Source organism: Hyphomicrobium sp. (assembly GCF_051860585.1).
Taxonomy (GTDB): domain Bacteria; phylum Pseudomonadota; class Alphaproteobacteria; order Rhizobiales; family Hyphomicrobiaceae; genus Hyphomicrobium_C.
Window position 1 is genome coordinate 53,544 of sequence record NZ_JBHYDS010000002.1, and the last position, 14,785, is coordinate 68,328.

The following is a 14,785-nucleotide window of genomic DNA, read 5'->3' on the forward strand; positions in this document are numbered from 1 at the left end:
CGCGCGCGTGATCGCGTCTCACACCACCGGCGATCCGACGACCGGCCCCGGAAGCCCCGGATCCGCAACAAGCGCCTCCGCCTTGCGCGGCTGAGATGCCATCCGCTCCTTGGCCAGCGCCAGCGCGGCGACGTAGTCCGGCTTGCCGCTCCCGAGCAGCGGAACGCTCGGCACCAGCAGAATGTCCGCGGGCACCATCAACTCGTTCGCACCCTTCTGGCGCGCGAACCGCGCAAACGCGTCGCGCGTCGCCGCGGCGTCCGTCGTCATCAGCACCAGCCGCTCGCCCTTGCGGGCATCCGGCAGCGCCACCACAACACTGGTGACCGCCGGCCACAGCTCGGTCGCCAGCGCCTCCACGGCCGACAACGACACCATCTCGCCCGCGATCTTCGCGAACCGCTTGGCGCGCCCCTTGATCGTCAGGAAACCCTGCGCATCGATGGCGACGATATCGCCGGTGTCGTGCCAGCCGCCCTCGGGTGGCTCCAGCACGCCAGGATTTTCGGCACGCATGTAGCCGAGCATGACGTTCGGCCCGCGCACGAACAGCCGGCCCGCGCCCTCAATGCCCGGCACGGGATCGAGCCGCGCTTCCATCAGCGGCGACAGCCGCCCGACCGTGCCGGACTTGTTGGCCAGCGGCGTATTGATGGCGAGCACCGGCGCGGTTTCGGTAACGCCGTAGCCTTCCAGGATGCGCACGCCGAACTTTTCCATGTAGATCTGCCGCGTCCGCTCCTTTACGGCTTCCGCACCCGCCAGGATCAGGCGCACGCGCGCGAAGTCATAAGGATGCGCCGTGCGCGCATAGCCGTTCAAAAACGTATCCGTGCCGAACAGGATCGTGGCGTTCGAGCTATAGACGAGTTCAGGCACGATCCGGTAATGCAGCGGCGTCGGATAGAGATAGACCGGCACGCCTGCGACCAACGGCATCACAAGACCCGCCGTCAGCCCAAATGAATGGAACACCGGCAGCACGTTGAACACCTTGTCCTGGCCGTTCACCGATACGCGCGTCAGGCTCTGCATCGCGTTGGCGAGCATGTTGCGGTGGGACAGCACGACGCCCTTCGGCAACCCCTCCGAGCCCGACGTGAACAGGATCGCCGCCGGGTCGTTCGCCCCGCGCTCGACCTGCGCCCGCGCCCCGGCCAGCAAACCGCGCACCTTGTCCGCAAACGAGATCGAAGCGCGCACGTCCTCGAGATAGACGATGCGCCGTCCCTCGCCGATCTTGGCGACCACCGCTTCCAGATGCGCCTTCTCGACGAACGCGCGTGACGTCAGCACCACGTCCACCTTGGCGGCCCGGCAGGCGGCGTCGACATTCTGCGGACCGGCCGTGAAGTTCAGCATCGCCGGCACGCGCCCGATGGTCTGCAGCGCGAAGAAGCACACCACGACGCCGACCGAGTTCGGCAGCATCACGCCGACCGCCGCGCCTTCCGGCGCCAGCGGCGCGAGCTTCGCCCCGAGCACCTGCGCGCTCGTGATCAGCTTCCCGTAGGAGAGTTTCGCGCCGAGTGGATCTTCGACGGCAGGCTTGCCCGTATCGCGCGTTTCCTTCGCTTCGCTCAGCGCCGAAAAAAGCGTCTGATCCAGGTTGGCCGTCCGCACCGCGGTCTCCACCATGAGATCCTGCAGCGCCATGCCGGCCGCTTGGCGGCGCGCCTTGCCCTTGAGGCCTTCCGGAACACCGAGCTTCACCGGCGGCAGGATCGTGACAGTCGTCTTCGGAAACAGCGCTTTACGCGCCTGGAAGCGGTTGAGATATCCGAAATGGCTCCGCTCCGGCCCGTCGATGCGCACCGGCACGATGACCGCGTCCGCCTTGTCGGCGATCATCGCCGTGCCGTCGTAGACTTTCATCAATCCGCCCGTCACCGTCAGTCGGCCTTCGGGGAAGATCACCAGGGTCTCGCCGGCCTTCACGGCCTGAATCAGATGGCGCGTACCGAGCGGCTTGGTCGGATCGATGGAATGCGCGTTGACGAGCTTCAGGAACGGCTTGACCCAGCTCTTCTGCGCCATCGCGGTATCGATGGCGAATGCGGCGTGCGACGGCAGGATCGAATGCATCATGGCCGCGTCGAGCAGGCTCACATGATTGGGCGCGATGATCGTGCGCGTCCCCGCGGGCGGCAGGTTGTCGTAGCCGCGAACCTCGAGCCCCATGAACTGCTTGAACAGGAACACGCCGACATCCTGGATGCCCTCCTTGCCCCAGGCGCGCAGGATCAGAACCATGGCAACGAGATTTGCCGCGCCGAGCAACGCCAGCAGCAGCGGAAGCCCCGCGCCTGCCGACTGCAGCATCGCGATGCCGAGGCTCGCGACCGTCATGAACAGCGCCGACAGCACGTTGCACGCGCCGATGGTCCGGGCCCGCTCGTCCACGGGCGCCCAGAGCTGAACCGCGGCGAACGCCGGCACGATGTAGAAGCCGCCCGCGACGGCCAAGCCGGTGAGGTCGATGAGGATGCGCCACCCCGTGACGCTCGCCAGCAGCCCGCCGACCGTCAGCAATTCAGGCGCCTTCACGAGCCCCGACGCCGTCCACGCGAGATCGAGCGAAAAACATCCCATCAGCAGCGCGCCGATCGGCACGAGCGCGAGGTTGGGCCGCGTCCGGCTGGCCCGCGCGGCACCCGCCGAGCCGATGGCGATGCCGATCGTGAACACGACCAGCGCCAGGATCGCCACGCTTTCCCCGCCGCCGATGATGTCCTTGATCAGCACTGGCAGCAGCGACAGCACCACCGTGCCGACGAGCCAGAACCATGACGTGATCAGGCCGCCAACCCACAGCCGCCGGTCGCTCCTGAGATGCGCCAGCAACGACTTCGTCGACGTCCACGGATTGAAATCGATGGTGAGACCGGGGGCCGCCGCGCCCATCTTCGGGATCAGCGACGCCGAGAACCAGCACAGCACCGCAAGCCCCACGACGAGTCCCGCGAGCACCCACACGCCGCTCGAATCCGAGGCCGCCATGCCGCCGCCGATGGTGCCGACGAGAATGGCCGCGAACGTCGCGCTCTCGACGAACGCATTGCCGGCGGGCAGTTCCTTCGGTTCGAGCAGCGCCGGCAGGATGCCGTACTTGATCGGACCGAACAGCGCCGCGATCACGCCATAGAGACCCAGCGCGACGAACAGCACCGGCACGGACTGCAGCACGAAGCCCAGCGCCGCGATCATCGCCACCGGAATTTCGGCCCGCTTGAGTTTCTCCGCGACGACCGCCTTGTCGTAGCGGTCGGCCAACTCGCCGCCGATCCCCGACAGGATGAAGAACGGCGCCACCAGCACAGCGCCCGCCAGCGCCACCAGCGCGCCCCCCGACTCCGATCCGATCTTGAACAGGATCAGGATGACGAGCGCATTCTTGACGAAGTTGTCGTTGAGCGCCGACAGGAACTGGCACCAGAACAACGGCGCGAAGCGGCGGCTTGTGATCAGCGCTTTGAACATGGTGTGGCGACCCTGGGAAACGGGCTATAGCCCTACTGAGACGGATAATGCCGAACCAGTGGGCCCGATCATGGTCAAACAGCGGCTCTTTGTGGCGAAGTCAATGGCGGTTGGCGGTAATGTTAAGTATCCGGAACGAGTTGACTGTCGCTATCAACAGGTTGCATCGGCCCGCCTGAGCCCCCGCCGCCCGCATCCGGGATGACATCCTTGGCGAATTGACACCGGTAGGCCGGGAGCGGATGCTGCCCGCATATCCGCGCTGCGGCGTCACGATGGCGTCTGGCAACGCTGCTTTCGAGCGCCTACCTGATCATGGAGGCGCGAACCACCACGGCCGAGGACATGGACACCACCGCCACCAAGACCAGAGAGCGCGAGATCATCGTCAACGGCCAGCCGCTGGCGACCGCGGCCGCCACGCTGGCGGACCTCATCCACGAGCAAGGCTTCGCCGGCGTCAAAGTTGCGACTGCGGTCAATGGCGATTTCGTGGCCGAGCGCCTGCGCGCCGGCACGCCGCTTGAAACGGGCGACCGCATCGAAATCCTCACCGTCCGCCAAGGCGGCTAGGCACGTCATGAACCAGACCGAGCCTCTGCGCCCAGCCGCGGCGTCACCCGATCGCAAGCCACTCTCCTTCTACGGCGTGGACGTCGCCTCGCGGCTCCTGCTCGGCAGCGCGCTCTATCCGTCGCCCAAAATCATGAGCGACGCCATCCACGCCTCGCGCGCCGGCATCGTCACCGTCTCGCTGCGCCGGGAACAAGCGCGCGGGCGCACCGGCACGCGCTTCCTCGATCTCATTCGCGCGCTACCGGTGCACCTGCTGCCGAACACCGCCGGATGCCGCACCGCGCGCGAAGCCATCACGACCGCCGAGATGGCGCGCGAGCTTCTGGAAACCGATTGGATCAAGCTGGAGGTGATCGCTAACGACGACACGCTCCAGCCCGACCTCTTCGGACTAGTCGAAGCTGCGACCGAACTTGCCAAGCGCGGCTTCAAGGTCTTCCCGTACACGACCGAAGACCTCTCGGCCGCCGAGCGCCTCGTCTCCGCTGGGTGTCGCGTCCTGATGCCGTGGGGCTCTCCCATCGGCACCGCGCGCGGCCTGTCGAACCCGCATGCGTTGAGAACGCTCCGCGCCTATTTCCCCGAGCTTCCGCTCGTCATCGATGCCGGCATCGGCGCGCCCTCCCACGCCGCGGCCGCCATGGAACTGGGCTACGACGCGGTGCTCCTGAACACCGCCGTCGCCCGCGCGCACGATCCGGTCCGCATGGCCGCCGCCTTCGCCGCCGCCATCGACGCGGGCCGCGAGGCGTTCGAGGCCGGATTGATCGCGCCGAGCGACCGCGCCTCACCCTCCACGCCCGTCGCGGGCACGCCGTTCTTCGATTTCGGCGCCGGCGATGAGAGCCGATGAGGCGCCCATGACAACGCCCCGCGCCGCCGCTCTCGCAGCCTCTCCCGACGTCTTCTATCCGATCGTGCCGACCGCCGCCTGGGTCGCGCGCCTGGTTCCGCTCGGCGTGCGCACGATCCAGCTCCGCGCCAAGGACATCGCGCCCGAAGAGGCGAGACGCGAAATCGCGGCCGCCATCGAGATCGCCCGGACCGCCGGCTGCCGGTTGATCGTCAATGATTTCTGGCAGGCCGCCATCGACCTGGGCGCGACGGATGTCCACCTCGGCCAGGAGGATCTCGCCGAAGCCGATGTCGCCGCGATCCGGCGCGCGGGCATCGCGCTCGGCCTCTCGACCCACAGCGAAGAGGAACTCGAAACCGCCCTCGCGGCCGAGCCGAGCTACGTCGCCCTCGGTCCCATCTACGAGACAAAACTCAAGGCGATGAAATGGGCCCCGCAGGGCCTGGAGCGCATTGGCACATGGAAACGGCGCATCGGCGCGCTACCCCTCGTCGCCATCGGCGGCATTACGCCCGAGCGCGCGACGGCGGTGAAGGCAGCCGGCGCCGACAGCATCGCCGTCATCACCGACTTCATGACCGCGCCGCATCCGGAAGCGCGCGTGCGTCTGTGGCTCGATTGGGCGGCAACCGTCCGCGCTTGAGCTCCAGCCAACGCCCTCGTTAAGGTCCGCGAGTGACCCAAAGCGGACAAAGGGGTTCTATCGATTATCTGAGGCGTTGGACGAGGATCTTCACCAACAACCTGCCTTAGAACTTGCCGCCTAGAGCTCTGACGTTCAATCTTATATCGCGGCTGGGGAGCTGCCATATCGTGCCGGAGGCCAGATATGGGCAATTGGATGGTGGGCGCGCAAGGAGCGTCAGCCAGTAGAGCGTTGCTCGCGTCGCTCGTCATCGCATGCCCCAGCATCTGCTTCGCTCAGGCGTCCACTCTGAGCAAGGCCGTGCGTACCAGTGAAAGCATGGAGCCAGCGCTCGCTCGGCCCGAGCAGGATCAGGCCGCACGTAAGATGCTCGCTGACCTGCAGGCAAAGACCGGCAAGCGCCCCAACATCGTGTGGCTGGTGATCGATGACATGGGCTGGGGAGATCCCGGCGTTTATGGTGGTGGAGCTGCTATAGGTGCTGCCACGCCTAACATCGACCGGCTGGCTCATGAGGGTCTCAGGCTTACATCGTGCTACTCGCAGCCGACCTGCACCCCCACACGCTCAGCAATCCTCACCGGACGGCTGCCCGTGCGAACTGGCCTCACGCGCCCGATCCTCGCCGGCGACAAGCTCACCAAGAACCCTTGGGCTGACGAGGTCTCGCTGCCGAAGCTATTGAGCGATGCCGGCTACACAACCGTGCTCTCCGGGAAGTGGCACGTCGGCGAAGCCGAAGGAATGCGCCCGCACGACATCGGCTTCGACGAGTTTTACGGCTACTACCCTGCACAGAAGGAGCTTTCACAATCTTTCGACAAGCGGCGATATCCCGACCTCGTGCTCAACCCGGAGCGGCTGGCGCAGTTGCACGAGACCGGCGCAAGCGAGGCGCTCGTTCACGGTTTCAAGGGCGGCAAGACGCAAGAGGTCTCGAAGGTCACTAGCATCGAGGACGTCGCAGAGGCCGACAGGAAATTGAAGGAGTTCACGGTCGCCAAGATCAAGGATCTTGGAAAGGACGAGAAGCCGTTCTTCCTCGAACACGCTTTCATGAAGGTGCATGCCGACAACTTCCCTTCCAAGGACTTCGAAGGAAAGAGTGCCAGCAAGTACCCCTACAAAGATGCGGTCATGGAAGTCGATGCCTACGTTGGCGAGATCGTAGCGGCGCTCGATGAAGCCGGTCAGCTCGACAACACCTTGATTTTCGTCACGTCTGACAACGGTCCTCAGATGGATAGCTGGCCCGACAGTGGTTACTCGCCATTCCGGGGTGCGAAGACCACGCCTTGGGAAGGTGGCGTGCGCGTGCCCGGCATTGCCTACTGGAAGGGAATGATCAAAGCAGGTCGCGAGAGCGACGACCTGTTTGACCTGATGGACCTGTTCAATACGTCATTGGCGATTGCGGGCGCTTCAGACAAAATTCCGACGGACCGCTACATCGACGGAATTGACCAGACCTCGTTCCTTCTGGTCGACGATGGTCGGTCGTTGCGGGAGAAGGTCTACATCTGGGCACAGGCAGATCTGATGGCGATGCGCATGTACGAGTACAAAATTCACGTGAAGGTGGTCGAGGCAAAGGCGCAGTGGCTCTGGACCGATATGTCGACGATCACCGATGTTGGCTTGGCGCCATGGCTATTCAATCTCTACATCGATCCCAAGGAAGAGTACCCGGTCGGGCACCGCCAGAATGCCTGGCTGGCTTCGATGGCGGCAGAGCTGAAGGCTCATGCGGCGACTTTCAAGAGGTACCCGCCGAAGAATATTGGGTTGGGTCAATAGCTGGGGCGCGTAATACGTCAGCCTAGCGGTCCGATGTCGGCATGTGGACTTGTCTTGCTTCGGGCGCTGACGTCCGGCCTAACGGCTATCCGCTCCTGGCCCAAAGCGGACATCATCCGAGAGGATCAACGTCGCAACCATGGGGGTAGGCCGCATATGTGATTTGCGCACACAGAACCCCGGCCTTCGTTTCTAGAAATGAAAGGAAGTCGCTACCGCAGCGGCTCCCAGGCCGGGTCGTCGAACAGCGTGCCGTACCGCGCCAGTGCATCGTCGATGAGCACGATGCCGTCGATCGGCTCCGTCGACGCGTCCTTTCCGGCGATGGCCGCAGCACCTGCGGAAATATCCTGCACTAGCGCCGTCAGCGAGTCCCGCGGTTCGCCGATCAACATCGTCCCCGCTTCGATCCTGCCGAGAGACGCCTTGATCTTTTCCTGGAAGGTCCGCCCCGCGGCAGGCGACAGCCTGCGGTGCGTGACGAGCGAATGAATATCGAGCGTCAGGTCGCGAATGATCTTCATCTCGGTGATCAGCACCGGATCGGGGCGGATCTTTTTCTCTTCGGCGATCATGTCCTCGCCGAGACCGAACGCAGGTCCCATCAGCGACGGGAGAAACAACCCGGCGACGCAGAGCGCAGCCAGAACATGGAGCCCGGTTCGCAGAGACGCAATCATCCGCGCCTGCCTTTCTCGCGCGCAACCGCGCGCCAGCCGATGTCGTGACGCCAGAACCCGCCCGGCCAGTCGATCTTCGCGATGGCCGCATACGCGCGCTGTTGCGCCTCCGCCACCGATGCGCCGACAGCCGTGACGTTCAGCACGCGCCCGCCATCGGCGAGGACGCGGTCACCGTCCCGTTTTGTGCCCGCATGGAAGATTTCCACGCCCGGCGTCTGCCGTGCCGCATCGAGCCCGCGAATTTCGGTGCCCTTGAGCGGCGACCCAGGATACCCCTTGCCCGCAAGCACGACGGTCAAGGCCGCATCGTCCCGCCAATGCAGGTCCAGTTGGCCGAGCCCGCCGTCCGCCGTCGCGAGCATCGCGGCCAAGAGATCGGAATTGAGCCGCACCATCAGCACCTGCGTTTCGGGATCGCCGAAACGGACGTTGTATTCGATCAGCTTCGGCCCGTCGGCCGTGATCATGAGCCCGGCGAACAGCACGCCTTTGAACGGTGTGCCGCGGGCCGCCATCGCCGCCACCGTCGGCCGGATGATCTCGCGCATCGTGCGTTCGACCAGCGCCGGCGTCATGACAGGAGCTGGTGAGTAGGCGCCCATGCCGCCGGTGTTCGGCCCGGTATCGCCGTCGCCGACCCGCTTGTGATCCTGCGCCGTCGCCAGCGCCACCGCATCGCGTCCGTCGCAGAGCGCAAAGAAGCTCGCCTCCTCCCCGTCGAGAAATTCCTCGATCAGGACCTCCGCACCCGCCGCGCCGAACGCCCCCGCGAAACACGCGTCGACCGCGGCATCCGCCTCGGCCCGCGTCGTCGCCACGACGACGCCCTTGCCGGCCGCGAGCCCGTCCGCCTTGACGACGATCGGCGCCGGATGCGTGTCGAGATAGCAGCGCGCCGAATGCGCATCGCTGAACCGACCATAGGAGCCGGTCGGAATGCCCGCCTCGCGGCAGAGATCCTTGGTGAACCCCTTCGAGCCTTCGAGCTGGCTCGCGGCCCGCGAGGGACCGAAGTGCTTGACGCCGACGGCCGCCAGCGCATCGGAAAGGCCGGCGACCAGCGGCGCCTCCGGCCCGATGACGACGAAGTCGATCGCCTGGTCCTTGACGAAGCGCAAAACCGCACAGTGGTCTGCCGTATCGAGCGCGACGCATTTTGCAACGTCCGCGATGCCCGCGTTCCCCGGCGCGGCATAGAGCCTGGTCAACAGCGGGCTCGCATTCAATGCCCACGCGAGCGCGTGCTCGCGACCGCCTCCGCCGATGAGAAGTACGTTCATGTGTGCGAAGGGTCCTTATTGTCGTTGAATTTTCTTGGCGTGTTCCATCCTGATGTCAAAACCGGCATCAAAATGCAAATGACGCTGTATCATGCTTGCTCCCCTCACCAAGCAAGGACCGATTCGTGGCCGCTTCTTCTCCCGCCGGAAACGTCGCCGAATTCACTGTCTCCGAGCTGTCAAACGCGGTCAAGCGCGCGCTGGAAGATGGTTTCGGACATGTCCGCCTGCGCGGCGAGGTGTCGGGATATCGCGGCCCGCACGCCTCCGGCCATTGCTATTTCTCCCTTAAGGATGACAAGGCGAAGATCGACGCCGTCGTCTGGCGCGGCGTCTGGAGCAAGCTGAAGATCCGCCCCGAGGAGGGCATGGAGGTCATCGCCACCGGCAGGATCTCCTCCTTCCCCGGCTCATCGAAATATCAGATCGTCATCGACAGCCTGGAGCCCGCCGGCCTCGGCGCGCTGATGGCGCAGCTCGAGGAGCGCAAGCGCCGGCTCGCCGCGGAAGGCCTCTTCGCGGATGCGAGAAAACGCCCGCTGCCGCATCTACCCAAGGTCGTCGGCATCGTCACGAGCCCGACCGGCGCCGTCATCCGCGACATGCTCGCCGGTTTCCGCGAGCGCTTCCCGACGCGCGTGATCGTCTGGCCGGTCCGCGTGCAGGGTGACGGCAGCGCCGCCGAGATCACCGCCGCGATCCGCGGCTTCAACGCGCTCGATCCAGCCGGGCCCATCCCCCGGCCCGACGTGCTGATCGTCGCGCGTGGCGGCGGCAGCCTGGAAGATCTGTGGGGCTTCAACGACGAAGCCGTCGTCCGCGCCGTCGCAGAAAGCACAATTCCCGTCATCTCCGCCGTCGGCCATGAAACCGATTGGACGCTGATCGATCTGGTCGCGGACGCGCGCGCGCCGACACCGACCAAGGCCGCCGAATGGGCCGTTCCGAAGCATTCCGACCTGCTGCAGGAGACAGGCAAGCTGTCGCTCCGGCTGACGATCGCCGTCCGCCGCGTTCTCGAAGCCCTGCGCCGCGACCTGAAATCGGCCGAGCGCGGCCTGCCCCGCGCCGAGGACCTTGCCTCCCTCCCGCGGCAAAGGCTGGATTCGATCGCGCATCGCCTGGACGGCGCGCTGCGCGCTCGCGTCCAGCGCGGCCACACGCGTTTCGCCCAAGTCGCAGGGCGGCTCCCGAGCCCCCGCTCGCTCGTCGCCCAGCCGCGCCAGCGGATCGACACAGCCGGCGCCCGCCTCGGCCGCGCGCTGGCGTCCAACACGCAGACCCATCACACGCGCCACGTCCGCGTCACCTCCCGCCTGCACACCGGCCTGCTCGCGAACCGCCTCGCCCGCGCGGCCGACCGGCTCGATAGCTTCGAGCGGCGCGCCCGCGAATGTCTGCGCCAGACGGCCGCCGTCCGCCGCGCCCACCTCCAGCATGCCGCCGGACGCCTTCAGCCCGCGCCGGTCCGCCACCGCATCGACCGCTGCGGCGAACGCCTCGACACCCTCGCCTCCCGCGCGCGCCGAGCCATGTCGGCCGGCCTCGACCGGCGCCACAGGCAGCTCGACGGCCATGGCAAGTTGCTGGGCTCGCTCGGCTACCAGAGCGTGCTGGCCCGCGGCTTCGCCCTCGTGCGCGACGGCACGGGCGCGATGATTCGGCAGGCCACCGCCACCCACTCGGGACAAGCGATCCAGATCGAGTTCGCCGACGGCCGCATCGCCGCCGAGGTCAAGGGACCAGCCGGACCGGACCGCCCATCTTCCGGAACGACGTCTTCCGGAACGACGTCTTCCAGCGCGCCGTCTTCGGCCGAGGGCGAAAAAGCCCCGTCCACCCCGCGTCAACGCGCGACAAAAGGCCAAGGCAGCCTGTTCTGAGGCCGATTCCGCCGCCCAAGCCTTGACGGCGTCCCTCCAATTGGCAATTTCATGCGCGAGGCCGAGGGCGGTACAGTCCCGAGGCAAAGGATTCCGGGACACAGAGTGATGAACCGCTTCGACAAGCTCTTCGGCATGCGCGGTGAAGCCCAGGTGCGCTACCTGGACGGCGAGTTCCAGGTCGTGGCGCCCGGCGACTACGTGGTCTGCGCGGTGACGGGACAGAAGATCGCGCTGCCGGACCTGCGCTATTGGAGCGTCGAGCTGCAGGAGGCCTATACGTCCGCCGACGTCTCGCTCAACCGATACCTCGAAGCGGTGCGCAAACCCGCCTGATCGTCAGCCGCGCCTCAGCGCCTGATCCGTGTCGGCCTATCGCATCCAGCTTCAACGCCGCGTGACCGTCTTGAGGGCTCCGTCGATCAGCGCGTCGAGCCGCAGCAGATCTTTTTCGTCGAACGCAACGCGAATGGGAAGCGTACGCGATCGCGCGGCGAGTTCGGCGCGCGCGCCCGCGGCGCCCTTGAGCCGTATGGCATCCTTTTCGGTCGTCACCAGATCGGCGTCGAGACGGTCCGCTTCCGCGATCAGCGCGCGCGCATCCTGCTCCGAAAAGGCATGATGATCGGCAAAGGCGCGGCGCACCATCGCCTGCGGCCCGAAGCTTTCGACAAGCTCGAAAAAGCGCTCCGGATTGGCGATGCCCGCGTAGGCGATGACGATGCGCTCCGCCAAGCCGCCCAGAGGCGCCACCGGCAAGACATCGGCCTGCAACACCGGACCATGAAAACGGCTCCGCAGCCGCTCGAACAGGCCGCCGTCCTCGGCACCCGCTCCGCCCATCACGACGATAGCGTCGACCAGGCCGAGCTGAAACCCGAGCCGCGCCCGCAGCGGCCCAGCCGGAATCACCCGGCCGTTGCCGAGCCCGCGCTGAGCGTTCACGACGGCGAATGAAAGATCCTTGGCCAGCGAAGGGTTCTGCAATCCGTCATCCATGATCACGGCGTCGATCCCGCTGCTCTCCGCAATCGCAAGAGCGGCCGCCTTCCGGTCCCGTCCGACCATGACGCGCGCATCCTGCGCGATCAGCAATGGCTCGTCGCCCACCTCCCGCGCCGTATGACGTTCGGCATCGACCCACACCGGGCCTGTGAGCGAACCGCCGTATCCGCGCGACAGGCACGCCGCTGTCATATCCCGCTCGCGAAGCCGCTCGATCAGGAAGCGCGTCAGCGGCGTCTTGCCCGTGCCGCCCGCCGTGAAATTACCGACGCAGATGACGGGCAGCCCGCATTGAAACGGCGTTGCCTTGGCGAAACGGCGCTCTGCAAGCGCCGCGTAGATGTGTTCGACTGGCGTCAGCAGGCGCGCGGGAAGGCTCTCCGCCCCGTCGCCGGCGTACCACCACGATGGCTCATCAAGACGCACGGCGCGCCTGCGGGCTTTCGGGCAGCATGGCCAAAAGCGCTTCCACCGTGCGGTCCAGCGCACCCGCCAGCGACGCAACCGCCGACTGTGCGCCGTCGCGCATGCGCGCAAGCTCCGCCTCGTCCGTCAGAAGTGTGGACACGGCGTCCGCGAGTTGCTCAGCGGTCTCGACTTCGCGCGCACCCTTGTGGCGCAGGAGCGCTTTGTAGAAGTCGCGGAAATTGGTCCAATGGGGACCCGTCAGCACGACCGCGCCGTGCGCAATGGCCTCGACCGGGTTCTGCCCGCCGTGGGCAATGAGCGAGCCTCCGATGAACGCCACAGGCGCGAGCGAATAGAATGTCCCGAGTTCGCCGATGGTGTCGGCGATGTAGATGTCCGTATCGGCGGCCGGCAAATCGCCGGTCGAGCGCAGCACCACGCGCAGCCCTTGCCCGCCGAGCATGTCCGCGATGGCCTTCCCGCGGCCCGGATGGCGCGGCACGAGGATGGTGCAGAAGCCCGGAAGCTTCTCCGCGATGAGCTTATGGGCGCGCCCGACGATCCCTTCTTCCGGATCGTGCGTGCTGGCCGCAACAGCCACCGGCCGCCCGCCGAGCGCGCGCTTGAGGCGCTCGAGTTCGTTCGTATCGACGACGGGAGGCGGTGCATCGATCTTGAGGTTGCCGAGCGCCTGCACATGCCGCCCGCCCAATTCCTGGAACCCGCGCGCCATCGGCTCGTTCTGCGCCAGCACGAGGTCGAAACGGGAGAACAACGGCCGCGAAACGCTGCTGAGACGCTTCCACCGCTGCGCGCTGCGCGTCGACATGCGCGCGTTGACGAGCGCGAGGAGAACGCCCCGCGCCGACGCCTCGATGATAAGGTTGGGCCAGATCTCGCTTTCGGCAAACACCGCCAGATCAGGCTTCCAGTGATCCAGGAATGCCCGCACGTAGGCCGGCACGTCGAGCACGATGTATTGGTGGAACGCGCGCGGCCCGAGGCGCTTCTGCGCCAGCGCCGCCGAGGTCAGCGTGCCTGTCGTCAGCAGCACGGAAAGATCGGGACGCTCGGCGAGCAGGCGCTCGATGACCGGCAGCACCGCGTTCGTTTCGCCGACGCTGGCTGCGTGAAACCACGCCAGCGGACCGGCTGGACGCGGCCGGCTCGCCCGCCCGTAGCGCTCGCCGCGCCGCGCGGGATCTTCCTTGCCCTGCCGGGAACGCCAGCTGAGCAGCATCGGCGCCGCCATCCCGAACGCGGCCGTCGCACCGCGGTAGACCTTGAGTGCGTGGCCCGGCTGAATGGGCCCGGTCGCCGGTTCCGGCGGGACAGGCGGCGTCACCCGCGCAACATTGCCGCCGACCAGCGCATACGCGCGATCCGTCACCCGGTTGAGTTCCGCTTCGACTTTCCCTTGGTAGATCACGAGAGCGTCCGCGTCCGCTTCGGCCGGAACCCAGATCGGCTCGCCGATGACATAGGCCAGCTTGGAAAACGGCAGATTGATCGTCATCCGGCTCCAGGTCGGCAAGGCGACGAACTTCGAGGTCGCGACCGCGAACGGCACGATCGGCCGTCCCGAGAACTTCGAGATTGTGACGATGCCGATGCCCGAACGGCGCGCCGGCCCGGGCGGCACGTCGGCCGTCATCGAGAAGGTGCTGTTGCCTTTTAGCAGCCGCACCGCCGTGCGCAGCGCATAGGCCCCGCCACGGTCGCGTTTCCGGTTACCCGCGCCCGCGCCCTGCACCACCTCGATATCGAACTCGCCAAGCAGGGCCCGGATCAGCACGGCGTCTTTGTGCCTAGCCGCAATGGCCGACACCCGGTAGGCGCGCCCGTGCAACTCGCGCAGCGTCGGCATGAGCGAAAATTGCCCGTGCCACATCGCCAGGATAAACGGGTGGTACTCTTCCAGCAGCCGTGGTGCGTCAGGCGGTTCGATGACCACCGTGGAGGTGGCGCGCACGAACCGCGTAAAGCGCGCGGCGCGCCGGCCCACAAAGCTGCGAAATTTCGAGTCTTGCTGTGGCGATTGTGCCATCGATCGGCTTCTCTCGCCCTTTTTCGGTGGGGCCGCCTCGCGTCGCCCCCGCGTCCAGTCCGGCAATTTTCCTATAGTGAATAAGCGAGTGACGCAACCATCTGCCCGCTGATGCCAACATGGG

The 14,785-nt window shown here is 66.4% G+C and carries 11 protein-coding genes; 6 read left to right on the forward strand and 5 right to left on the reverse strand.

Annotation, left to right across the window (positions count from 1 at the left end):
• Positions 1-18: 18 nt before the first annotated feature.
• Positions 19-3,480 (reverse strand): acyl-[ACP]--phospholipid O-acyltransferase, encoded by a 3,462-nt coding sequence (locus ACTIFK_RS03175; RefSeq protein ID WP_439541600.1) that lies wholly within the window; start codon positions 3,478-3,480, stop codon positions 19-21.
• Positions 3,481-3,795: 315 nt separating this feature from the next.
• On the opposite strand from ACTIFK_RS03175, the gene thiS reads away from it, so the two are divergent.
• The 4 genes from thiS (at position 3,796) to ACTIFK_RS03195 (ending at position 7,355) form a co-directional block, all read left to right on the forward strand.
• Positions 3,796-4,053, forward strand: a complete 258-nt coding sequence (gene thiS / locus ACTIFK_RS03180; protein ID WP_439541601.1) for a sulfur carrier protein ThiS — start codon at positions 3,796-3,798, stop codon at positions 4,051-4,053.
• A gap of 7 nt (positions 4,054-4,060) precedes the next feature.
• Entirely contained in the window at positions 4,061-4,909 is an 849-nt protein-coding gene (locus ACTIFK_RS03185) for a thiazole synthase (protein ID WP_439541602.1), read from the forward strand.
• Positions 4,910-4,916: 7 nt separating this feature from the next.
• On the forward strand, positions 4,917-5,555 hold the full coding sequence (locus tag ACTIFK_RS03190; protein ID WP_439541603.1) for a thiamine phosphate synthase: 639 nt from the start codon (positions 4,917-4,919) through the stop codon (positions 5,553-5,555).
• A gap of 186 nt (positions 5,556-5,741) precedes the next feature.
• Positions 5,742-7,355 carry an arylsulfatase gene (locus ACTIFK_RS03195; RefSeq protein WP_439541604.1) on the forward strand — a complete coding sequence of 538 codons (1,614 nt, stop codon included), beginning with the start codon at positions 5,742-5,744 and terminating at the stop codon, positions 7,353-7,355.
• A 212-nt stretch (positions 7,356-7,567) separates the two neighbouring features.
• On the opposite strand, the gene ACTIFK_RS03200 is transcribed toward ACTIFK_RS03195, so the two are convergent.
• Entirely contained in the window at positions 7,568-8,035 is a 468-nt protein-coding gene (locus ACTIFK_RS03200) for a hypothetical protein (protein ID WP_439541605.1), read from the reverse strand.
• Positions 8,032-9,318 (reverse strand): phosphoribosylamine--glycine ligase, encoded by a 1,287-nt coding sequence (gene purD / locus ACTIFK_RS03205; RefSeq protein WP_439541606.1) that lies wholly within the window; start codon positions 9,316-9,318, stop codon positions 8,032-8,034. The genes ACTIFK_RS03200 and purD overlap by 4 nt, the downstream gene beginning before the upstream one ends.
• A gap of 125 nt (positions 9,319-9,443) precedes the next feature.
• Between purD and xseA the strand changes: the two genes are divergently transcribed.
• Positions 9,444-11,201, forward strand: a complete 1,758-nt coding sequence (xseA, locus tag ACTIFK_RS03210; RefSeq protein WP_439541607.1) for an exodeoxyribonuclease VII large subunit — start codon at positions 9,444-9,446, stop codon at positions 11,199-11,201.
• A 108-nt stretch (positions 11,202-11,309) separates the two neighbouring features.
• Positions 11,310-11,537 carry a DUF2093 domain-containing protein gene (locus tag ACTIFK_RS03215; RefSeq protein WP_439541608.1) on the forward strand — a complete coding sequence of 76 codons (228 nt, stop codon included), beginning with the start codon at positions 11,310-11,312 and terminating at the stop codon, positions 11,535-11,537.
• Positions 11,538-11,588: 51 nt separating this feature from the next.
• Here the strand turns inward: ACTIFK_RS03215 and lpxK are convergent, their stop codons facing one another.
• Both lpxK and ACTIFK_RS03225 read right to left on the reverse strand, forming a co-directional pair.
• Complete coding sequence (lpxK, locus tag ACTIFK_RS03220) at positions 11,589-12,632, reverse strand: tetraacyldisaccharide 4'-kinase (RefSeq protein ID WP_439541609.1); 1,044 nt, start codon at positions 12,630-12,632, stop codon at positions 11,589-11,591.
• Entirely contained in the window at positions 12,622-14,661 is a 2,040-nt protein-coding gene (locus tag ACTIFK_RS03225; RefSeq protein ID WP_439541610.1) for a glycosyltransferase N-terminal domain-containing protein, read from the reverse strand. The genes lpxK and ACTIFK_RS03225 overlap by 11 nt, the downstream gene beginning before the upstream one ends.
• Positions 14,662-14,785: the final 124 nt, after the last annotated feature.

Excerpts from the sequence above, each read along its gene's own strand:
- ACTIFK_RS03200 (WP_439541605.1), bottom strand. The coding sequence starts at position 8,035 with ATGATTGCGTCTCTGCGAACCGGGCTCCATGTTCTGGCTGCGCTCTGC.
- ACTIFK_RS03215 (WP_439541608.1), top strand. The coding sequence starts at position 11,310 with ATGAACCGCTTCGACAAGCTCTTCGGCATGCGCGGTGAAGCCCAGGTG.
- ACTIFK_RS03175 (WP_439541600.1), bottom strand. The coding sequence starts at position 3,480 with ATGTTCAAAGCGCTGATCACAAGCCGCCGCTTCGCGCCGTTGTTCTGG.
- purD (WP_439541606.1), bottom strand. The coding sequence starts at position 9,318 with ATGAACGTACTTCTCATCGGCGGAGGCGGTCGCGAGCACGCGCTCGCG.
- ACTIFK_RS03190 (WP_439541603.1), top strand. The coding sequence starts at position 4,917 with ATGACAACGCCCCGCGCCGCCGCTCTCGCAGCCTCTCCCGACGTCTTC.
- ACTIFK_RS03225 (WP_439541610.1), bottom strand. The coding sequence starts at position 14,661 with ATGGCACAATCGCCACAGCAAGACTCGAAATTTCGCAGCTTTGTGGGC.
- ACTIFK_RS03185 (WP_439541602.1), top strand. The coding sequence starts at position 4,061 with ATGAACCAGACCGAGCCTCTGCGCCCAGCCGCGGCGTCACCCGATCGC.
- thiS (WP_439541601.1), top strand. The coding sequence starts at position 3,796 with ATGGAGGCGCGAACCACCACGGCCGAGGACATGGACACCACCGCCACC.
- ACTIFK_RS03195 (WP_439541604.1), top strand. The coding sequence starts at position 5,742 with ATGGGCAATTGGATGGTGGGCGCGCAAGGAGCGTCAGCCAGTAGAGCG.